The sequence below is a fragment of the Streptomyces longwoodensis genome, assembly GCF_001514125.1.
Taxonomy (GTDB): Bacteria; Actinomycetota; Actinomycetes; order Streptomycetales; family Streptomycetaceae; genus Streptomyces; species Streptomyces longwoodensis.
Window position 1 is genome coordinate 505411 of the sequence record NZ_KQ948551.1, and the last position, 20962, is coordinate 526372.

The window sequence follows — 20962 nt, forward strand, 5'->3', positions numbered from 1 at the left end:
CTCCGGGGTGCGTCCCGTCCGGCGCCCCGCCGCCTTCTGCCGCCGCCCTCCCGTCACCGGCCCCGGTCGAGCCGACGGCCGCTGGTGTCAGTGGGGCGTGGCAGGATCGGGGGCGTGGCAGACACAGCATCGAAGAAGACCGAGACGACCCCCGGCGGCAGCCGGCCCCGCCTGATGCTCATGGACGGGCACTCGCTGGCCTACCGCGCGTTCTTCGCGCTGCCCGCGGAGAACTTCACCACCGCGACGGGCCAGCCGACCAACGCGATCTACGGCTTCGCGTCGATGCTGGCGAACACGCTGCGTGACGAGGCGCCCACGCACTTCGCCGTCGCCTTCGACGTCTCGCGCAAGACGTGGCGCTCCGAGGAGTTCACCGAGTACAAGGCCAACCGCTCCAAGACCCCGGACGAGTTCCGGGGCCAGGTCGAGCTGATCGGCGAGCTGCTCGACGCGATGCACGCCCAGCGCTTCGCCGTCGAGGGGTTCGAGGCGGACGACATCATCGCCACCCTCGCCACCCGGGCGGAGGCCGAGGGCTTCGACGTGCTGATCGTCACCGGCGACCGAGACTCCTTCCAACTGGTCTCCGAGCACACCACGGTGCTCTACCCGACCAAGGGCGTGTCGGAGCTGACCCGCTTCACCCCGGAGAAGGTTTTCGAGAAGTACGGGTTGACGCCCGCGCAGTACCCCGACTTCGCGGCCCTGCGCGGCGACCCGTCCGACAACCTCCCCGGCATCCCCGGCGTCGGCGAGAAGACCGCCGCCAAGTGGATCAACCAGTTCGGCTCCTTCGCCGAGCTGGTCGAGCGCGTCGACGAGGTCAAGGGCAAGGCCGGCCAGAACCTCCGCGACCACCTGGAGTCGGTCAAGCTCAACCGCCGCCTCACCGAGCTGGAGCGCCAGGTCGAGCTGGACCGCACCGTCGCCGACCTGGAGCGCGCGCCGTACGACCGCAAGGCGGTCGCGATGGTGCTGGACACCCTGGAGATCCGCAACCCGTCGCTGCGCGAGCGCCTGCTCGCCGTCGACCCGGGCGCCGATCAGGCCGAGGAGGCCCCGGTCGTGCTGGCCGGCGTGGAGCTCGACGGCACGGTCCTCGGCACCGGCGAGCTGGCCGGCTGGCTCACCGAGCACGCCGGGCAGCCCCTCGGCGTGGCCACCGTCGACACCTGGGCGCTGGGCACCGGCTCGGTCGCCGAGGTCGCGCTCGCCGCGGGCGGGGGAGCGGCCGCCTGGTTCGACCCCGCCGAGCTCGACGAGGCCGACGAGCGCGCGTGGGCGGCCTGGCTGGCCGACCCGGAGCGGCCCAAGGTCTTCCACGACGTCAAGAGCGCCATGCGGGTCTTCGCCGAGCACGGCTGGAGCATCGCCGGCGTCTCCATGGACACCGCCCTCGCCGCGTACCTGGTCAAGCCGGGCCGCCGCTCCTTCGACCTGGACGCGCTGTCCCTGGAGTACCTCAACCGCGAGCTGGCCCCCGCCGCCACGGCCGACGGCCAGCTGGCCTTCGGCACGGACGACGGCGCCGAGGCCGAGGCGCTCATGGTGCAGGCCCGCGCGGTCCACGACCTCGGCGACGCCTTCCGCGGCCGTCTGGACGAGGTCGGCGCGGCCGACCTGCTGCGCGACGTGGAGCTGCCCACCTCCGCACTCCTCGCGCGCATGGAGCGGCACGGCATCGCCGCCGACCGCGCCCACCTGGAGGCCATGGAGCAGATGTTCGCGGGCGCCGTCCAGCAGGCCGTGAAGGAGGCCCACGCGGCCGCCGGACACGAGTTCAACCTGGGCTCGCCCAAGCAGCTCCAGGAGGTCCTCTTCGGCGAGCTGGGCCTGCCCAAGACGAAGAAGACCAAGACCGGGTACACCACGGACGCCGACGCCCTCGCCTGGCTCGCCGGCCAGACGGACAACGAACTGCCGGTGATCATGCTCCGCCACCGGGAGCAGGCGAAGCTGCGCGTCACCGTCGAGGGCCTGATCAAGACGATCGCGACCGACGGCCGCATCCACACCACGTTCAACCAGACCGTCGCCGCCACCGGCCGGCTGTCCTCGACGGACCCCAACCTGCAGAACATCCCGGTCCGCACCGACGAGGGCCGCGCGATCCGCCGCGGGTTCGTCGTGGGCGAGGGCTTCGAGTCCCTGATGACGGCCGACTACAGCCAGATCGAGCTGCGCGTGATGGCCCACCTCTCCGAGGACGCGGGCCTGATCGAGGCGTTCACCTCCGGGGAGGACCTGCACACCACGGCCGCCTCCCAGGTGTTCGGCGTGGAGCGCTCCGCGGTCGACGCGGAGATGCGCCGCAAGATCAAGGCCATGTCGTACGGCCTGGCGTACGGGCTGTCGGCGTTCGGCCTGTCCCAGCAGCTGAACATCGAGGCGGCGGAGGCCCGCGCCCTCATGGACGCCTACTTCGAGCGCTTCGGCGGCGTGCGGGACTACCTGCGCCGCGCGGTGGACGAGGCCCGGGCCACGGGCTACACGGCGACCCTCTTCGGCCGCCGCCGCTACCTGCCCGACCTCAACAGCGACAACCGCCAGCGCCGCGAGGCCGCCGAGCGCATGGCGCTGAACGCGCCGATCCAGGGCACCGCCGCGGACATCGTCAAGATCGCCATGCTCAAGGTGGACGAGGCCCTGCGCGAGGCCGGCCTCGCCTCCCGGATGCTCCTCCAGGTGCACGACGAAATCGTCCTGGAGATCGCTCCCGGCGAGCGCGAGCGGGTCGAGGAGCTGGTCCGCCGGGAGATGTCCACCGCGGTCACCCTGCGGGCCCCGCTGGACGTCTCGGTGGGCGCGGGCCCGGACTGGGAGTCGGCGGCCCACTAGGAAGCCGGCCGTACGGCCGAGGTGAGCCGTGGGGCGCCGGTGAGGGCGGCGCGCGGGCCCTGCGAGGAGGGCTGGGGCCCGCACCCCGCCCTCGTCCTCACCCGGGTCCGCGCCCCGGCGTCCCGCCTCGTCCTCACCCGGGTCCGCGCCCGGCGTCCCGCCCCCGCTCCCACCCGCGGGCCGCGCGTCCCGGCGCCCCGCCCTCACCCGCGTGGCCCCCGACAGAGCGCCTCGCCACCCCCGCGGCGCCAGGATGCCGCCATGGGTATACGCATGCTCCACCGCCGGACGGCACACGCACGCGTTGATGCCACGTCCGCCGCAAAGACGCAGGTCAAGCCCGACACACCGCCCTCCGCGACGGTCCCCGCCCGCGCCCCCGGCGCCGCGAGTCCCCGGGTCCCCCGCACCGCCCGCACGGCCCTGCGCGACGCCGTCGCGCCCGCCCGCCGGGGCCTGACCCGCCTGTGGGACAGCACGGCCTGGCAGGTGACCCGCGGCTACCTGGACCTGGCGCTGACCACCCTCGAGCGGCTCCCGAGACCCCGCCGCACCTTCAGGATCGTCCTCACCCCCGCGCCGGCCCCCGCGTCGCTCACCGAACGCCCGGACGGCTCCGCTCCCCGCTGACCCCGGAGCCGCCGGAGATCCCGGAGCCCTCGGACCCCTGGGACGCCGACGCCCCGTCCGCCCGCCCGAGCGCACCCGCGCCCGCACCAGTCGCACCGGTCGCACCACCCGCCCCACCGCTCCGGGCGGCCGGACGCCGCACCCGCAGGCGCGTCAGGACACGCCCACGCACGCGCACCACCCCGGCGTACAGCACGACCCCCACCACCAGCCCCGCGCCCGCCCCGAAGCACACCGTCGGGACGAGCTCCCACGGCTCGGCCCGCGGGCCCCAGTGGTCCCACCACCCCGCGGCCCGCCGCACCGCGGCGACCAGCGCGCAGCCGCCGATCAGTGCGAGCGCCCCCCACCGCTCGCGCGCCGACAGCGCCGGCACCCCCACGGGTCCGCCCGCGGGGGAGCGCCGTAGGGCACGGGTGACGAACGCGGCGATCACCAGGGCGGCCAGGGCCGAGCCGCCGTACTGGAGGTACCAGTACAGCGGTGAGCCGGCCACCTGGGTGTCGAGCACGGGGAACAGCCGCACGCCCCACCGGTCGTGGTGCGTGAACGCGTCCCAGAAGACGTGGGTCAGCGCGCCGAGCACCGCGCACGCGTACCAGCGCAGCAGCAGCGACGGACGAACGCGCGCGCGGGGCGCGCCGCAGCGGGTGAGCGCGGCGGGCCGCCCCTGCCGGGCCCGGGGCAGCAGCGCCACCAGCGGCTCGCGCACCAGCAGCCACAGGCCCACCAGCAGCCAGGCGATCAGCACGTCGACCGTGAAGACGCCGGGGAGGGAGTGCGTGACCGCGCCGAACTCCATGCCGCCGGGGACGGCACTCGCCGCGTAATAGGTCATGTCCGGCGCGAACGAGCCCGCGACGAGGACCGCCGGCACCAGCCGCGCCCGCCCGGACCCGTCCGCGCGGACCGCGGGGAGCACCGCCGCGGCATGACTGAGGGTGAACGGCAACGGGGCTCCCCGGACAGGACGTCGACGGACGGCCGACGCGAAGATCGACTCCTTCCAGTATGCGGGACCCCGTCCGCGCGCAGACGGGACGTGGACGACCGGTGAAAAGCGGGCGCGAACGGGTGCCGGTGCAAAAGAAGTTGTCGTAGGGTCGCCTGGGCGCCGTGCCGTTCGGCGCGCTCGGACAACCGAACAGACCACCGCAGACCACCGCACCGCGCACCCGGGGGCAACCGGTCGGGCCGCTCGGTCGTCACACCTGACGAACGAACACCGTCCGGCACACCAGCGGTCACCACCGGCCGGTACGGAACGCGACCACGACGGCAGACGGAGACGGGCGCCCGGGCGTCCACGGGAGGGGTTCACCACATGGCGGCGCACATCGGCAGGCGACTGCGCAAGGGGGCGGTCACCACCGCCGTGGCCGCAGCGGCGGTCGCGGCACTGTCCGCGTCCCAGGCTCCTGAGGTCGTCGCGGACGGCCAGGAGAGACAGTCCGCCGCCGACGCGCAGGGCACCCCGGACCCGACCGCCGCCGACCCGGGCGCGACGGGCAACTCGCCGTACTACACGGACCTGCCGCCGCTGAACAGCCCGACACCCGTGCCCAGTACGACCGTCGGCCCGACGCCCGGCACGGGCACCTCCCAGGCCGGCATCCCCGCGACCGTCCTGGACGCCTACCAGAGGGCCGCGTCCGAACTCGCCGCCTCCAAGCCCGGCTGCAACCTGCCCTGGCAACTGCTCGCCGCCATCGGCCAGGTGGAGTCGGGTCAGGCCCGCGGCGGCCGCGTCACCGCCGACGGCACCACCGTGTCGCCGATCCTCGGCCCGGTCCTCAACGGCGTCGGATTCGCGCACATCAAGGACACCGACCACGGTGCCTACGACGGCGACGCCACCTACGACCGCGCCATCGGTCCCCTGCAGTTCATCCCGTCCACCTGGGCATGGGCGGGCCGCGACGGCAACGCCGACGGCAAGGCTGACCCCAACAACGTCTACGACGCCGCGCTCGCCGCCGGCCACTACCTGTGCCGCAACGGCTGGGACCTGTCCGTCGAGGCCGACCTGAAGAAGGCCATCCTCAGTTACAACTACTCGCAGGACTACCTGCACACCGTCCGCTCGTGGATGGAGTTCTACCGCAGGGGCACCCACGAGATCCCGGACGGCTCGGGCTCCCTGCCCGGCAACCGCAGCGACGACCACGAGACCCCGATGTCGCCGTCGGTGCCCGTCACCCCGTCGCCGGCCCCGAGGCCGTCGAAGCCCGGCGGCACCACCAAGCCGTCGACCCCGGCCACGCCGTCCAAGCCCGGCACCCCGAGCACCCCGTCGAAGCCCACCCCCACGCCCACGCCGACCCCGACGCCGACGCCGACCGACACGGTCGCCCACCTCGAGGACGCGGGCACGGCCACGCTGAGCGCCCGGGCGGGCGACACCTTCACCGACCGGATCAGCACCCGCGCCGAGACCTCGGCCGGCAAGCCGGTCGCCAAGGTGCGCATCCGCTTCACGATCGTCGGCGACACGGACGCCACCTTCGCCGGCGGCGAGTCGCACGCCACGGTCGTCACCGACGCCAAGGGCGTCGCGCTCGCCCCCGCGCTGCGGGCCGGCGAGAAGACCGGGGACTTCACCGTCCGCGCCCTGCTGGTCGGCCGGGCGGTCACCGCCGTCGACTACAAGGCCACGGTCACCGCGCGGGCCGCCGACGCCCTCACCCGCACCGGCGACGCCGCGCTGACCTGCACCGCGGGCGGCGCGTTCGCCGACCGGGTCGAGGTGAAGGCCACGTACAAGGGCGTCGCCGCCGGCAAGGTCGCGGCCACCGCCACGCTCCTTGCGTCGGCCGATGCCACCGCCGCCGCCGACAAGGGCCCCTACTTCAAGGACGCCTCCGGCAAGCCGGTACGCGCCCTCACCGGCCTGGAGACGGACGCGAACGGCCTGCTGAAGCTGCCCGAGCTGTTCGCGGACGACACCACCGGCACCTTCGTGCTGCGGGTCACCACCACGGGCGGCGCGACCCTCACGGTCGAACTGACCGTCACGGCGCCCGCGTCGTCGACCCCGACCCCGTCGGACAGCCCGAGCCCGGCGCAGAGCCCCGCCGCGTCGGAGAGCCCGAGCGCGTAGTCCCCGCGGCCACGGACGGATCAGCAAGGGCGGCGCCCCCGAGCCGGGGGGCGCCGCCGCTGTCGTAGCGCCGCCAGGACGGTGCCCGTCCCGTACGACCGCGCCGTGCCCTTCGGTGCCGGCGGGGCCCGGTCAGCGCCTGAGGCGTGCCGAAGTGTGCCGGGTCGGCTCCGCGGTGGCCGGGTCCTCCGGCCAGGGGTGCTTGGGGTAGCGGCCGCGCAGCTCCGCCCGTACGCCCCGGTAGCCGTCCTTCCAGAAGGACGCGAGGTCGGCGGTGACGGCCGCCGGCCGCCCGGCGGGGGACAGCAGGTGCACCAGCAGCGGCACCCCGGCCACCCGGGGCGTCTCGGTCAGCCCGAACATCTCCTGCAGCTTCACCGCGAGCACCGGCCGCTCAGGGTCGGCGTAGTCGACGCGGATCCGGGAGCCGCTCGGCACGGCGACCCGCTCGGGCGCCAGCTCGTCGAGGCGCGCGGCCTCCCCGGTGGCCCAGGGCAGCAGCCGCCCGAGGGCCTGCCCGGCGTCGATCCGGGCGAGGTCGGCGCGGCGGCGGGCCCGGCCGAGCTCCGGCTCCAGCCACTCGTCCACGCGTGCGTGGAGCGCCTCGTCGGACACGTCGGGCCACGGCGGGCCGAGGTGCAGCCGCAGGAAGGCGAGCCGCTGCCGCAGCACCAGGGCGTCGGGCGTCCACCGCAGCAGGCCGAGCCCCTCCTGCCGCAGCCCCTCCAGCAGCGCCCCGCGCACGAGCGCGGGGTCGGCGTCCTTCAACGGCCGCACGGCCAGCTCGACCGCCCCGAGCCGTTCGACCCGCCGGGCGACGACGTCCCCGTCGGCCCAGCGGACCTCCTCGGCCTCCTCGGCCAGCGCCCCGGCGGCGAGCCGTGCGACGTCCTCGTCGATCGCGGCCCCGAGCTGTACGCGTGCGTGCCCGCGCCCGACGGGCCGGTCGGCGACGGCGACGGCGATCCACGGCGCCCCGCGCAGCGCGGACCCCTCGGCGAGCTCGGCCCGCGTCCCGGAGACCATCAGGTACGACCCGCCGTCGAGCCGGGCGACCCGCTCCGGGAACGCGAGCGCGGCGACCCGCCCGGCGATCCGGTCGTCACCGGCCCCGGCCCCGCCTCCGGGGGACCCGGCGTCACGGGCGGGCGGGTGCGCCGAACCCTCCGATGCGAGGCCCCGCAGCCGCCGGACCTCCGCCCGCCACCGCTGGGCGTAGGCGTCACCCCCGTGCCGCGCGGCACGCACCGCCGACACCAGGTCGTTCCCGTACTCCCGGGGCGCCTCCTCGCTGAGCAACGCGACGACCTCCGCGCCCACGCCGGAGGTGCCCTCGCCCGAGGTGCCCCCGCCCGAGGTGTCGAGCAGCGCCCGGCCCAGCCGGGGGTGCAGCCCGAGCCGCGCCAGCCGCCCGCCCCGCTCCGTGGCGCGCCCGTCCGCGTCGACCGCCCCGATCGCCGTCAGCACCGCCCGCGCCGCCGCCATCGCCCCGCCCGGCGGTGGGTCGAGCAGTGCCAGGCCGGACGCGTCCGGATCGCCCCAGCAGGCCGCCTGGAGGGCGAACGACGTCAGGTCGGCCACCTTGATCTCCGGCGAGGGGAACAACGGCAGCCGCGCGTCCTCGGCCTCCGTCCAGCACCGGTACACCGCGCCCGGCGCCTCGCGCCCGGCCCGCCCCGCCCGCTGCCGGCCGGCGGCCCGGGAGGCCCGTACGGTCGTCAGCGCGCTCAGCCCGCGCGCGTGGTCCACCCGCGGCTCACGGGCCAGCCCCGAGTCGACGACCACCCGCACCCCGGGCACCGTCAACGACGACTCCGCGACCGACGTGGCCAGCACCACCCGGCGCCGCGCACCGGGCGCCAGCACCGCGTCCTGCACGGCGGCCGGCGCCCGCCCGTGCACCTGGAGCACCTCGACGTCCCCCAGGTCACCCTGAGCCGGCGCAGCACCCAGCTGCGCGGCGACGCGCGTGATCTCGCCGACGCCCGGCAGGAAGCACAGCACGTCCCCGGACCGCTCGGCCAGCGCCCGCCGCACCACCGACGCCACGTGGGCGAGCAGCGCGGGATCCACGCGCAGGCCGTGCGGCGGCCGCACCGCGCGCGGGGGCGGCGCCCAGACCACCTCGACGGGATGGGCGGTGCCCTCCGCCTCGATCACCGGCGCACCGCCCAGCAGCCGCGCCCAGCCCTCGGCGTCGGTCGTGGCGGAGGCGGCCACCAGCCGCAGCTCCGGGCGCAGCGTCCCGCGCACGTCCCACAGGAACGCCGCCGCCGTGTCCGCGTCCAGGTGCCGCTCGTGGCACTCGTCCAGCACCACCACGTCCACGCCCGCCAGCTCCGGGTCGCGCTGCAGGCGCTGGAGCAGCACACCGGTCGTGACGACCTCCACGCGCGTGTGCCGCCCCACGACCCGCTCGCCTCGCACCGTGTACCCGACGCTCCCGCCGGTCCGCTCGCCCAGCAGCCACGCCATCCGGCGCGCCGCGGCCCGCGCGGCGATCCGGCGCGGCTCCGCTACGACCACCCGCCGCGCCGGGCCCTCGCCGAGCAGCCCGGCCAGGGCCAGCGGCACCAGCGTCGTCTTGCCCGTGCCGGGCGGCGCCACGAGCACCGCGGTGCCGGGCCCGTCCAGCGCGGCGACCAGCCCCGGCAGGGCCGCGCGCACCGGAAGGGCGTCCAGCGCGTCGTGGCGGATCACGCCCCCGGTCGTGCCCTCCGTCGTACCCCCGGCCATGACCTCAGTCCCGCACGCACACGAAGATCGCCGTCCCCGGGATGAGCGCGCCGCGCAGCGGCGACCAGCCGCCCCACTCCGAGGTGTTCCACGACGGCCACTCCGGCTCCACCAGGTCCACCAGGCGGAAGCCGGACGACACCACGTCCCGCACGCGGTCGCCGAGCGTGCGGTGGTGCTCGACGTACACCGCCCGCCCCTCGTCGTCCTGCTCGACGTACGGCGTGCGGTCGAAGTACGACGCGGACACGCCCAGCCCCTCGGGGCCGGGCTCGTCGGGGAACGCCCAGCGGATCGGGTGCGTCACGGAGAACACGAGACGGCCGCCCGGGCGCAGCACCCGGTGCACCTCGCGCAGCACCTGCCGCGGGTCCGCCACGAACGGCAGCGCGCCGTACGCCGAGCACGCCAGGTCGAAGGAGGCGTCCGCGAACGGCAGCGCGCCGGCGTCGGCGCACACCAGCGGGATCGTCCCGCCGATGCGCAGCGCGTGCTGGAGCTGGCGGTGGGAGATGTCCAGGGCGACCGGGCGGGCGCCCTGCGCGGCCAGCCAGCGCGAGCACTGGGCGGCGCCGGCCCCGATCTCCAGGACGTCCCGGCCCTTGAGCTCATCCGGCGGGCCGAGCAGCTCGGCCTCGACCTCGTCCAGGCCCTCGGGGCCCCACACGAAGCGGTCGTCGCCGAGGAACGTGCCGTGTTCGGTCTGGTACTCGTCCGCGTTGCGGTCCCACCAGCCGCGGTTGGCCCGGGAGCTCTCCGCCACGTCGGCGTCACGCCGGGTGGCCTCCGGCTCGGGCGCGGTGGACTCGGACGATACGGGCTCTTGGATGATCGGCTCCCTCGTCGTACTCTTCCGTCCAACCCCGTCCCGGCGGTGTCCGCGCACGGCGACGCGCGCGGTTCCCCGCGCGGCCCTCATGGCCTCGGAGGGACAGGTTGTGTGCCGGGTATGCGGCGTTCGCCCCCCGTGGGCGGCTTCGCGCATTGACCCTGCCCGGCTGCCCCCGTATGCTACAAGTTGCGCTGCGGGCCTGCGCACCTCAGACGTAGCAGGTCGCGCTCGCATCTGTTGTATGTCCCCTCGGTTGTCGAGGCGCCATCACCGGTTCCGGTGGGGCGCTTCCTTGGCTGTCCGGCTTCTGCAGAGCGAAACGGGCTCCCGGCGTAAGCAGTACCTACGACTCAATGTCCGTACCGGAGCCCTTTCCCACATGACGAGCAGCACCGAGACCACCGCCACCACCCCGCAGGTAGCGGTCAACGACATCGGTAACGAGGAAGCCTTCCTCGCCGCGATCGACGAGACGATCAAGTACTTCAACGACGGCGACATCGTCGACGGCGTCATCGTGAAGGTCGACCGGGACGAGGTCCTGCTCGACATCGGTTACAAGACCGAAGGTGTCATCCCGAGCCGCGAGCTCTCGATCAAGCACGACGTCGACCCGAACGAGGTCGTCGCCGTCGGTGACGAGATCGAGGCCCTGGTCCTCCAGAAGGAGGACAAGGAAGGCCGCCTGATCCTCTCGAAGAAGCGCGCCCAGTACGAGCGTGCCTGGGGCACCATCGAGAAGATCAAGGAAGAGGACGGCATCGTCACCGGTACCGTCATCGAGGTCGTCAAGGGTGGTCTCATCCTCGACATCGGCCTCCGCGGCTTCCTCCCGGCCTCCCTGGTCGAGATGCGCCGTGTCCGCGACCTCCAGCCCTACGTGGGCAAGGAGCTCGAGGCCAAGATCATCGAGCTGGACAAGAACCGCAACAACGTGGTCCTGTCCCGCCGTGCCTGGCTCGAGCAGACCCAGTCCGAGGTCCGCCAGACCTTCCTCACGACCCTGCAGAAGGGTCAGGTCCGCTCCGGCGTGGTCTCCTCGATCGTCAACTTCGGTGCCTTCGTGGACCTGGGTGGCGTCGACGGTCTGGTCCACGTCTCCGAGCTCTCCTGGAAGCACATCGACCACCCCTCCGAGGTCGTCGAGGTCGGCCAGGAGGTCACGGTCGAGGTCCTCGACGTCGACATGGACCGCGAGCGCGTCTCCCTGTCGCTGAAGGCGACCCAGGAAGACCCGTGGCAGCAGTTCGCCCGCACCCACCAGATCGGCCAGGTCGTGCCCGGCAAGGTCACGAAGCTGGTTCCGTTCGGTGCGTTCGTCCGCGTGGACGAGGGCATCGAGGGTCTGGTCCACATCTCCGAGCTGGCCGAGCGCCACGTGGAGATCCCGGAGCAGGTCGTCCAGGTCAACGACGAGATCTTCGTCAAGGTCATCGACATCGACCTCGAGCGCCGTCGCATCAGCCTCTCGCTGAAGCAGGCCAACGAGTCCTTCGGTTCGGACCCGGCCTCGGTCGAGTTCGACCCGACGCTGTACGGCATGGCCGCGTCGTACGACGACCAGGGCAACTACATCTACCCCGAGGGCTTCGACCCCGAGACCAACGACTGGCTCGAGGGCTACGAGAAGCAGCGCGAGGAGTGGGAGCGCCAGTACGCCGAGGCGCAGACCCGCTTCGAGCAGCACCAGCAGCAGGTCATCAAGAGCCGCGAGGCCGACGCTGCCGCTGCCGCCGAGGGTGGCGACTCCGCCGGTGCGGCCCCGGCCGCGGGTGGCGGTTCGTACTCCTCCGAGGGTGCGGACACCTCCGGTGCCCTGGCCTCGGACGAGGCGCTCGCCGCGCTCCGCGAGAAGCTCGCGGGCGGCCAGAGCTGAGCCCACGCTCACTCTGAGCAGTAGCTCCTGACTGAGGGGCCGTACCTTCCGGGGTACGGCCCCTCAGCCGTGCCGGCACGCGCTCACGGCCTCCCGGCGCGCCGGGACGATCAGGCCGTCCCACGTCCCTCCCCGGGGAATGCCCCCGCCCGCAAGGGCGTTGTCGAAGGGGAACACGAGGAGGAGCGGTCACTGTGCTTGATCCGCAGGGTTTGTACACGTGGGAACCGAAGGGCCTGGCCGTCGTCGACATGGCGCTCGCCCAGGAGTCCGCCGGCCTTGTCATGCTCTACCACTTCGACGGCTACATCGACGCGGGTGAGACCGGCGACCAGATCGTCGACCGGCTCCTCGACACGCTGCCCCACCAGCTCGTCGCACGCTTCGACCACGATCGCCTGGTGGACTACCGCGCCCGCCGTCCCCTGCTCACCTTCCGGCGCGACCGCTGGACCGAGTACGAGGACCCGGCCATCGAGGTCCGCCTCGTCCAGGACACCACCGGGGCGCCCTTCCTGCTGCTGTCCGGCCCCGAGCCCGACGTCGAGTGGGAGCGCTTCGCCGCCGCCGTGCGGCAGATCGTGGAGCGCCTCGGCGTCCGCATCTCGGTGAACTTCCACGGCATCCCCATGGGCGTCCCGCACACCCGCCCGGTGGGCCTCACGCCGCACGGCAACCGCACCGACCTGATCCCCGGCCACCGCAGCCCCTTCGACGAGGCCCAGGTGCCCGGCAGCGCCGAGGCGCTCGTCGAGTACCGCCTCATGGAGGCCGGCCACGACGTCCTGGGCGTCGCCGCGCACGTGCCGCACTACATCGCGCGCTCCGCCTACCCGGACGCCGCCCTCACCGTCCTGGAGGCCATCACGGCCGCCACCGGACTGGTGCTGCCGGGCGTCGCCCACGCGCTGCGCACCGACGCGCACCGCACCCAGACCGAGATCGACCGACAGATCCGCGAGGGCGACGAGGAGCTCACCGCCCTCGTCGAGGGCCTGGAGCACCAGTACGACGCCGTCGCGGGCGCCGAGACCCGCGGCAACATGCTCGCCGAGCCGGTGGACATCCCGTCGGCGGACGAGATCGGGCAGGAGTTCGAGCGGTTCCTGGCGGAGCGCGAAGGGGACGGGTGAGCGACACCTTCCGTACGGCTCTCCCGCTGGTGCGTCTAGGCTTCCGTTCATGCTGAAGGTGGGCCTGACCGGCGGGATCGGCGCCGGCAAGAGCGAGGTGTCGCGGCTGCTGGTCGAGTGCGGTGCCGTGCTGATCGACGCGGACCGCATCGCGCGTGAGGTCGTCGAGCCCGGCACGCCCGGCCTCGCGGCCGTCGTCGAGGCGTTCGGTGAGGACGTGCTGACCCCGGAGGGCCGTCTGGACCGCCCCAAGCTGGGCTCCGTCGTCTTCGCCGACCCGGAGAAGCTGGCGCTGCTCAACTCGATCGTCCACCCCCTGGTCGGCGCCCGCTCCCGCGCGCTGGAGGAGGGTGCCCCCGAGGACGCCGTCGTCGTCCACGACGTCCCGCTCCTCACGGAGAACGGCCTGGCCCCGCTCTACGACCTCGTGGTCGTCGTCGACGCCGCGCCCGAGACCCAGCTCGACCGGCTGGTCCGGCTGCGCGGCATGAGCGAGGAGGACGCCCGCGCGCGGATGGCCGCGCAGGCGACCCGCGAGCAGCGCCGCGCCATCGCGGACATCGTGGTCGACAACGACGTACCGCTCGCAGACCTGCACCGACGCGTGCGCGAGGTGTGGGCGGAACTGGTCCGCCGGGCGCGGGCCGCGCGGGAGACGGCCGGGAAGGCCGGACACGCCGGGCAGGCCGGGGAATAGGGGTACTCGGACCGGGCGTTGAACCTCCTCAGCGAGGGAAGGAATTCGCCGTGCCCGAAACCAGCGGTTCGACCGGACGCACTCCGGAGACGCACGTCATCGACTTCCGCGCCGCCGAGCAACTGCTCGCCGCGCGCGACCCGCGGGGCGCGGTGAAGCTGCTCGACGGTGTCATCGCCGCCCACCCCGAGAACACCGCCGCCCGGCTGCTGCGCGCGCGTGCGTTCTTCGCCGCCGCGCAACTGCGACCCGCGGAGCTGGAGTTCACGGTCGTCCTGGAGCGGGAACCGGACAACGCCTACGCCCACTACGCCCTCGGCCGCACCTACGAGCGGCAGGGCCGTGACGACCAGGCCAAGCGCCACTTCCGGCTGGCCGCCGCGCTGGACCCCAACCCGCGCCACCTGAAGGCCGCCCGCTTCGACACGTGAGGCGAAGGCGGCGCCGTGGGGGGCGTTCCTGCTGCTGTCCCTGCGACGCGGCACCGGGAGCCCTCAGCGCGGACGCTGCTCCGGCGGGCGGTACGGCGGGACGTCCGGGCCGGGCTGGTAGTGCGGGCCCTGCCGGATGTGCCGCAGGACGCGCGTCAGGTCCACCGTGATCACCAGCCACAGCACCCCGCACGCGGCCGCCCACCCCGGACGCCCGGCGAGCGCGAACGCCGCCGTGCCGAAGACCGACCAGGCGAGCCCCCACAGACACAGCCAGAGCCGCGCCCGCAGCGCGCTGCGCGCCGTCCTCGGTTCGCTGCCCGTACGCATCAGGTGCTCCACTCCTCACCGAGACACGTACCCACTGGCGGAAGGGGTCGCACGTGCTGCCGGAGCCCGACGAGCCGGCCGGGGCCCTGCTCGACCTCGCCGTGCCGCACGAGGACATCGACACGGCGGTCCGGCTCAGCCGCCGGGTGAGCGACGACCCGCGGGCACTGGCCTGCCTGGAGCGGTCCGTGGCGCTGCTCGTGCGGGACATGGGCGAGGTCCGCGCACCGGTCGACCTGCCGGCGTACCCGGGGAGCTGCGCGGCCACGGCGCGCCACTTCCCGCTGTACGTCTTCGCGGCTGCCCTCCTGTACGTGCGCGCGTACCACCGCGCCCTGGGCGTGCCCGAGGAGGTCAGCCGCCACACCCTCGCCGACGTGGGCCGCGGCGTGGCCGTGCACCGCCGCCGGCACGGCCCCGGCCGCACATCGTCCGGTTCCAGGAGCAATTCCGGCTGAGCCACCTGCCCGAGGAGCCGGACGACACGGCTCCGGTGCGCTACGTCTTCGGCACCACGGATGTCCCCCTGGACCGGCTGCCGCGCCGGACGTGGCTGGAACGGGCGCTCGTGGACCACCTCGGGGACGGAGGGCACTGGTACGTGGGGCACGGCTGGTTCCCGTGGGAAGAGGAGGGGACTCGAACGAGTGAACCTGCGTGACGGAGGAACGGCCGGGCGGGGACCGGCCGTTGGACGGACATGACGCCGAAACTGCGAGACGGATACGAAGGCACCGGACCCGGTGCGATCACACCCGACGGCTGCGCGGTCGAGCTCTACTCACGGCTGCCCGTGGGCGCCGAGCCGGACATCGTCGCTGAAGCGGTGCCCGCGGGAGCGCACATCCTGGAACTGGGCAGCGGGGCGGGCCGGGTGACCCACGCCCTGCTGGAGCGCGGGTTCACTGTCACGGCGGTGGACGAGTCGCCGCAGATGCTGGAGCGCGTCCGGGGGGCCCGCACGATATGCAGCCCCATCGAGACCCTCGACCTCGGCGACGAGACGTTCGACGCGGTGATGCTCGGGTCGTTCCTCGTCCACGCGGGCGACGAGGACGTCCGCCGCGGCCTGCTGCGCACCTGCGTCCGGCACGTGGCGCCGGGCGGCTGCGTCCTCATCCAGCGCGAGGGGGAGGACTACCACACCGACCTGCCGCGGGAACGCGTCGATCCCAGCGGCTTCACGGTACGGATCCTGTCGGCCGACCCGGTCGGCGACGGGGTGCACTCGGTGCACGCCGAGTACGCGTTCCCGGACGCGGTCTGGACCCAGACGTTCCTCTCCCGCCCCCTGACCCGGGAGCAGTTCGAACGCGCCCTCGGGGAGGAGGGGTTGCGAGTCGACCGCTACCTCACCGAGGACCGGACATGGGTCCGGGCGGTACCGATGACTTAGGGACGCGGGCGGGGTCTATCCGGGTGACAGCACGATGGACCGCTTCCCCCAGGAGACCCTTATGTCCGAGACCACCGCTTCCGTCGCCGGCGCCGCCCCCACCGCCTCCCTCGCGTCCCCGGCCGGGCCCGGCGCCGCCGTCGCCGAGCCGGTGACCCTGACCGCCCGGCGCCGTCGCGCCCGGATGGCGCTGCGCGGGCTCCAGGTGCTGCTCGCCCTGTTCTACGCGATCGCCAGCGCGCTGCCGAAGCTGATCGCCCTCCCGGCGGCCGTCGAGGCCTTCGACGAGCTGGGCTGGGGGACGGCGGGGATGTACACCGTCGGCGCCCTCGAACTGGCCGGTGCCGTCGCGCTGTTGGTGCCGGTGCTCCAGTCGGTCGCGGCGATCGCCCTCAGCGGGCTGATGGTGGGCGCGTTCGTCGTCCAGCTCACGGCCTTCGACGGGGAGAACGCGGCCACGCCCCTCGTCCTGATCGTCCCGCTGGCACTGATCGCCTGGGCGCGGCGCGACCGCAACGCCGAGCTGCTGCGTCTGGTCCGTGGCGGGGAGTGAGCCGCGCGGGCCGTGGGAGCCTGGGGCCGCGGGGAGCCTGGGGCGGCGGCGGGATCAGGCCGGTCGGTTCGGTCGGCGTCGGCCCGGTGAGGGTCAGCGCGGACCGGGGCGACCAGGGCCGGAGCCCCGACCGGAGCCCTGACCGAAGCCCTGGCCAGGGCCTTGAGCAGGGCCCTTGCCGGGGATGACGCCGGGGGTGCCGCTCAGGCCGCGCAGGGCCCGCAGCCGTTCCATCTCGCGGCGGTCGCGCTTGGTGGGGCGGCCCGCGCCACGGTCCCGGATGCCGGCCGGCGCGATCGCCTCGCGGGGCGGGGGCGGCGGACTGTTGTCGATGTAGCACTGCGCGGCGACCGGCGCACCGACCCGCTTGCGGATGAGGCGGGTGACGATCACGACCCGCTCCCGGTATTCCTGGCGCACGCGCACCTCGTCGCCGATACGGACGGAGTAGGCGGGCTTCACCCGCTCCCCGTTCACCCGGACGTGCCCGCCCCGGCAGGCGGTGGCGCCCTGGGAACGGGTCTTGACCAGCCGGACCGACCAGATCCAGCTGTCGATGCGCACGGACTCTCCGGCCGCCGGTCCGGCCGCCTCGGCGGCGGCCACCGCCGCGGCGGTCTTCGGGTCCGGCGCCGAGCCCTCCGCGACGGCGGGCGGGCGCTCGGCGGACGTCCCGCCGGCCGTGCCCGTCGTCTCCTGCTCCGCGCCTTCAGCAACCATGTACCCGACGATAACCGCTCGCCCCACGCGACCCGGAACCGTTTTCGCTCCCGGCCTACCGTGGGGGCATGAGCACCCAGGACCCCGCCGGTCTCGCCGACCTCGACCACCGCATCTCCGGTTGCCGCGCGTGCCCCCGGCTGGTCGCCTGGCGGGAGGAGGTCGCCCGGGTCAAGCGGGCCGCCTTCGCCGACTGGACGTACTGGGGGCGCCCGGTGCCGGGCTTCGGGCCGGACGACGCCCGGCTGCTGGTCCTCGGGCTCGCCCCGGCCGCGCACGGCGGCAACCGCACGGGCCGGATGTTCACCGGCGACCGATCGGGCGACGTGCTGTACCGGGCGCTGTACGACGTGGGTCTCGCCTCCCAGCCGGAGGCGGTCACCGTGGACGACGGACTGGAGCTGTACGGCGTCCGGATCACCTCACCGGTGCACTGCGCGCCGCCCGAGAACAAGCCGACCCCGACGGAACGGGACACCTGCCGCTCCTGGCTGGTGCAGGAGCTGCGGCTGCTGCGGCCGACCGTGCGGGCGGTGGTCGTGCTGGGCGCGTTCGGCTGGCAGGCCGCGCTGCCGGCGTTCGCCGAGGCGGGCTGGACCGTGCCGAGGCCCCGCCCGGCCTTCGGCCACGGGGTCCGGGTGACGCTGGACCCGACGGCAGCCCCGACGGCAGCCCCGGCGGGGGCCTCACCGGAGGTCTCGCCCGTGGCTCCGGCCGACGCTGCCGCCCCGCTCGACCTCTTCGGCTGCTTCCACGTCAGCCAGCGCAACACCTTCACCGGCCGCCTCACCCCCGAGATGCTCCGCGAGGTCCTGCGGACGGCGGCGACCACGGCGGGGCTGCTGCCGTGACGCCGACAGGGGCCGCCGGGTGCCGTCCGCTCAGGGGCGCCACACGTACCGCACGTCCGGCTCCCGCTCCTCGTTGCCGCTGCCGTCCGTGAACTCGACGGCGGTGAAGCCGTGGCGTTCGTAGAAGCGGTGCGCGGGCTCGTTGACCTGGAAGGTCCACAGGGTCAGCCCGCGCGGGCTGCGCTCCTGGGCCAGGGAGACGAAGCGGTCGCCGATGCCGCGCCCCCGCCACTCGGGGGCGAGGTAGAGCTGCGACAGCACCTCGCCGTCGAGCACCATGAGCCCCACGACCTCACCGCTGCCGTGATCGCTGCTGCTGCCACCGTTGCCGTTGCCGTTGCCGTTGCCGTTGCCGCTCGTGCCGCCGTGGCCGCCGGTGTGCACGGCGACCCAGGTGTCCCGGTGGGGGACGACGACGTCCCGGATGTAGGCGCGCACCTCGTCGTCGGTCCGGGGCCGCACCACGGTGGGCAGGGCGGCGGCGAAGGACCGCAGGTAGACGTCCGCGACGGCGGGGGCGTCGGCCGCGGTGGCGCGGCGCAGGGTGACCGGGGAGTCGGTCCTCACGCGCCCGCACCGCCGTCCTCCACCGGTACAGCGGCGGTGGCCGTGATCTCGACCAGCTGCCCGGGATAGCCGAGGCAGGCCACACCGAGGAGCGTCGAGGCGTGCGGGCCGGCGCTGAGTCCGGACGCCACGACCACGTCCCACACGGCGGACAGGGCGGCGGTCTCGCTGCTCACCACGTACACCTCGGTGGCGAGCACGTGCTCCAGGTCGCTGCCGACGGCCCCCAGTTGCTCGCGCAGGTTGGCGATGACCTGCTCGGCCTGCCGGACGGGATCCCCGGCGCCGACCAGCTTCCCGTCGGCGTCGAGCGGAACCGACCCGGCCAGGAAGGCCAGCTTGGTCCCGGCCTCGACCACGGACGCGTGCGAGTAGCGGGGCGGAGGGAAGAGACCCGGGACGGTGACGCGCTGGATCAAGGGGCTCACTCCTGAGGGCTGGGACGGGCGGTGCCGGGGCTCTCGCCGAGGCCGGGCACGGCGTAGGACGGTTGACGGCGGGACGGACGAACGACGGTCAACTCACCGATCATTGGGCCCCCGGGGCCCGACCGCACCCCAATTTCGCTGCCGCCCACCCGAAGGGGGCGACGCCCCCACGGCCCGCCCCGACGCGGACAACCGCCGGGCACACTCCTGCGCGAGATGCGGGTACGCCTCGGCAATCGCCGCGAGAATCCGCCGAGCGAGCAGGGATTCGGCGGCCCGCCGCCCGACCCGCCCCCGCGATCCGCTCAACAACGCGTCGTACCGCCAGAGGTGACGCCACAAGTGATCGACCTGGAGCCGGGCGGCGGCACCGCGTTCCTCCGACCCGTCCACTCCCGCCAGCGCCGCGAGCCGGCGTGGGTCCAGCCGCGGCACGTCGATCGGCACGGCCGCGATCCGCGCCAGCACCTCTCTGCGCCGGCGCAACGCGGCCGCCCTCGCCACGGCCGACCGTCGTGCGGCGGTGGCCGGCAGCGTCCGGAACTCCTCGCTCCGCTCGACGACTTCCACTCGCTCGACGCGGTAGAGGCGGGTCCGCACGGCACGGAAGGACGGGTGGTCCACCACGAGATCGGGCTCCCCGAGCAGCCGCCGCACCATGCCCACCGTCCACCCCCGCGCCCGCAGGCCGGCAACCGAGAGGTGCGCGCCCCGCCCGCCCGCCACTTCACCGTCACGCTCACGCCCTACCATCCGACGCCCCCGTCATCATCGACAGTCGTCACGCTGAGTGACGACTCCGACTCCATTGATAACGCGAGCCACTGACAATCGGTCCCCGAACCCCTCCGCACCGGATATTCACCTGCCGAGGTGCCCACCCGCCCCCTACCCTCCCGCCCATGCCCACCCTCAGCGACGAGGCGTTCCTCGACACCACGACCCGGCGCCTGGCCGCTCTCCCCACCGTCCGGGCCGTGGCCCTCGGCGGCTCGCGGGCCCAGGGCACTGCCCGGCCGGACAGCGACTGGGACCTGGCCGTCTACTACCGCGGCCCCTTCGACCCCGACGACCTGCGGGCCATCGGCTGGGAGGGCGAGGTGTCCGAGGTCGGCGGCTGGGGCGGCGGACTCTTCAACGGCGGCGCCTGGCTGACCATCGACGACCGCCGCGTCGACGTCCACTACCGCGACCTCGACGTCGTGGAACACGAACTCGCCGAGGCTCAGCAGGGCCGCTTCCACGTCGAGCCCTTGCTCTTCCACCTGGCCGGCATCCCCAGCTACCTGCTGGCAGCCGAACTGGCCGTCAACAAGACCCTGCACGGCCACCCGCCCCGCCCCGACACCTACCCGCCGCTGCTCCGTCGCACGGCGAGCGACCACTGGCACGGCACGGCCCGTGCCACCCTCGCGTACGCCAGGAGCGCGCACGCACCCGCCGGCCGCCGCACCGAGACGGTCGGCGCCCTCGCGGTCGCCGCGGCCCAGGCAGCGCACGCGGTGCTCGCGGCCCGCGGCGAGTGGGTGACGAACGAGAAACGCCTCCTGGAGCGCGCCGGGCTGCGGGAGGTCGACGAGCTGGTCGGCGCGGCGGCCACCGGAGGCTCCGACGGGCTCGCCCGGGCGGTCGACGAGGCGCTCGCCCTGTTCGACGAAGGGATCACCGCGGCCACGCGCGCGTGACCCTCCGACCGCCTGCCGGGACGATGCTCATCCGCCGCATCCGGCGCGGCACGGATCGCGTACTTGAAGAAACCGCCCGCCCACCCCCTCCCGCACCTCCCGTCACCTCCCTGAAACCCCGCCGCACCACCATCTCCAAGATCTCCCCGTACCGTG

General features: G+C 74.3%; 21 protein-coding genes. 13 read left to right on the top strand and 8 right to left on the bottom strand.

Annotation, left to right across the window (positions count from 1 at the left end; translation table 11 throughout):
• Positions 1-114 precede the first annotated feature (114 nt).
• On the top strand, positions 115-2841 hold the full coding sequence (gene polA / locus AQJ30_RS11280; RefSeq protein ID WP_067231996.1) for a DNA polymerase I: 2727 nt from the start codon (positions 115-117) through the stop codon (positions 2839-2841).
• A gap of 261 nt (positions 2842-3102) precedes the next feature.
• A complete protein-coding gene (locus AQJ30_RS11285; protein ID WP_159052317.1) occupies positions 3103-3471 on the top strand; it encodes a hypothetical protein in 369 nt (122 codons plus the stop codon).
• On the opposite strand, the gene AQJ30_RS11290 is transcribed toward AQJ30_RS11285, so the two are convergent.
• Positions 3437-4423, bottom strand: a complete 987-nt coding sequence (locus AQJ30_RS11290) for a DUF4184 family protein (protein WP_079083970.1) — start codon at positions 4421-4423, stop codon at positions 3437-3439. The two genes, AQJ30_RS11285 and AQJ30_RS11290, sit on opposite strands and share 35 nt — an antisense overlap.
• Before the next feature lie 372 nt (positions 4424-4795).
• Between AQJ30_RS11290 and AQJ30_RS11295 the strand changes: the two genes are divergently transcribed.
• Entirely contained in the window at positions 4796-6571 is a 1776-nt protein-coding gene (locus AQJ30_RS11295) for a lytic transglycosylase domain-containing protein (RefSeq protein ID WP_067232003.1), read from the top strand.
• Between the two features lie 132 nt (positions 6572-6703).
• Here AQJ30_RS11295 and hrpB read toward each other — a convergent pair whose 3' ends face one another.
• Both hrpB and AQJ30_RS11305 read right to left on the bottom strand, forming a co-directional pair.
• Positions 6704-9271 (bottom strand): ATP-dependent helicase HrpB, encoded by a 2568-nt coding sequence (hrpB, locus tag AQJ30_RS11300; RefSeq protein WP_067232679.1) that lies wholly within the window; start codon positions 9269-9271, stop codon positions 6704-6706.
• Positions 9272-9311: 40 nt separating this feature from the next.
• Positions 9312-10226 carry a class I SAM-dependent methyltransferase gene (locus AQJ30_RS11305; protein ID WP_245726890.1) on the bottom strand — a complete coding sequence of 305 codons (915 nt, stop codon included), beginning with the start codon at positions 10224-10226 and terminating at the stop codon, positions 9312-9314.
• Positions 10227-10518: 292 nt separating this feature from the next.
• Between AQJ30_RS11305 and rpsA the strand changes: the two genes are divergently transcribed.
• The 4 genes from rpsA to AQJ30_RS11325 all read left to right on the top strand — a co-directional run bounded on the left by rpsA (position 10519) and on the right by AQJ30_RS11325 (position 14276).
• Positions 10519-12015, top strand: coding sequence for a 30S ribosomal protein S1 (gene rpsA, locus AQJ30_RS11310; protein WP_067232006.1), 1497 nt, complete (start codon positions 10519-10521; stop codon positions 12013-12015).
• A gap of 194 nt (positions 12016-12209) precedes the next feature.
• The gene (locus tag AQJ30_RS11315) at positions 12210-13148 is read left to right on the top strand and encodes a PAC2 family protein (RefSeq protein ID WP_067232008.1); all 939 of its coding nucleotides are present in this window, start codon (positions 12210-12212) and stop codon (positions 13146-13148) included.
• A 49-nt stretch (positions 13149-13197) separates the two neighbouring features.
• Positions 13198-13845, top strand: a complete 648-nt coding sequence (gene coaE / locus AQJ30_RS11320; protein ID WP_067232010.1) for a dephospho-CoA kinase — start codon at positions 13198-13200, stop codon at positions 13843-13845.
• 50 nt (positions 13846-13895) lie between these two features.
• Entirely contained in the window at positions 13896-14276 is a 381-nt protein-coding gene (locus AQJ30_RS11325) for a tetratricopeptide repeat protein (protein ID WP_067232011.1), read from the top strand.
• A 63-nt stretch (positions 14277-14339) separates the two neighbouring features.
• Here AQJ30_RS11325 and AQJ30_RS11330 read toward each other — a convergent pair whose 3' ends face one another.
• Positions 14340-14606, bottom strand: a complete 267-nt coding sequence (locus AQJ30_RS11330) for a DUF6343 family protein (RefSeq protein ID WP_067232013.1) — start codon at positions 14604-14606, stop codon at positions 14340-14342.
• 53 nt (positions 14607-14659) lie between these two features.
• Between AQJ30_RS11330 and AQJ30_RS11335 the strand changes: the two genes are divergently transcribed.
• The 4 genes from AQJ30_RS11335 (at position 14660) to AQJ30_RS11345 (ending at position 16555) form a co-directional block, all read left to right on the top strand.
• Positions 14660-15064, top strand: coding sequence for an acyltransferase domain-containing protein (locus AQJ30_RS11335; protein WP_067232015.1), 405 nt, complete (start codon positions 14660-14662; stop codon positions 15062-15064).
• Between the two features lie 5 nt (positions 15065-15069).
• On the top strand, positions 15070-15267 hold the full coding sequence (locus tag AQJ30_RS39950; protein ID WP_342671626.1) for a hypothetical protein: 198 nt from the start codon (positions 15070-15072) through the stop codon (positions 15265-15267).
• A gap of 51 nt (positions 15268-15318) precedes the next feature.
• Positions 15319-16002, top strand: a complete 684-nt coding sequence (locus AQJ30_RS11340) for a class I SAM-dependent methyltransferase (RefSeq protein WP_067232686.1) — start codon at positions 15319-15321, stop codon at positions 16000-16002.
• 61 nt (positions 16003-16063) lie between these two features.
• A complete protein-coding gene (locus AQJ30_RS11345; protein WP_067232017.1) occupies positions 16064-16555 on the top strand; it encodes a DoxX family protein in 492 nt (163 codons plus the stop codon).
• 93 nt (positions 16556-16648) lie between these two features.
• Here the strand turns inward: AQJ30_RS11345 and AQJ30_RS11350 are convergent, their stop codons facing one another.
• The gene (locus AQJ30_RS11350) at positions 16649-17275 is read right to left on the bottom strand and encodes an RNA-binding S4 domain-containing protein (protein WP_067232018.1); all 627 of its coding nucleotides are present in this window, start codon (positions 17273-17275) and stop codon (positions 16649-16651) included.
• A gap of 68 nt (positions 17276-17343) precedes the next feature.
• Between AQJ30_RS11350 and AQJ30_RS11355 the strand changes: the two genes are divergently transcribed.
• Positions 17344-18126, top strand: a complete 783-nt coding sequence (locus AQJ30_RS11355) for a uracil-DNA glycosylase (protein WP_067232021.1) — start codon at positions 17344-17346, stop codon at positions 18124-18126.
• Between the two features lie 30 nt (positions 18127-18156).
• Here AQJ30_RS11355 and AQJ30_RS11360 read toward each other — a convergent pair whose 3' ends face one another.
• From AQJ30_RS11360 to AQJ30_RS11370, 3 genes are all read right to left on the bottom strand, one after another.
• Positions 18157-18693: a GNAT family N-acetyltransferase gene (locus AQJ30_RS11360; protein ID WP_067232023.1), complete on the bottom strand. Its 537-nt coding sequence runs from the start codon at positions 18691-18693 to the stop codon at positions 18157-18159.
• Complete coding sequence (locus tag AQJ30_RS11365) at positions 18690-19112, bottom strand: RidA family protein (protein ID WP_067232026.1); 423 nt, start codon at positions 19110-19112, stop codon at positions 18690-18692. The genes AQJ30_RS11360 and AQJ30_RS11365 overlap by 4 nt, the downstream gene beginning before the upstream one ends.
• 102 nt (positions 19113-19214) lie before the next feature.
• The gene (locus tag AQJ30_RS11370) at positions 19215-19781 is read right to left on the bottom strand and encodes a hypothetical protein (protein ID WP_211278961.1); all 567 of its coding nucleotides are present in this window, start codon (positions 19779-19781) and stop codon (positions 19215-19217) included.
• Positions 19782-20023: 242 nt separating this feature from the next.
• Here AQJ30_RS11370 and AQJ30_RS11375 point away from each other — a divergent pair, with 242 nt between their 5' ends.
• Positions 20024-20806, top strand: coding sequence for a nucleotidyltransferase domain-containing protein (locus tag AQJ30_RS11375; protein WP_067232032.1), 783 nt, complete (start codon positions 20024-20026; stop codon positions 20804-20806).
• Positions 20807-20962: the final 156 nt, after the last annotated feature.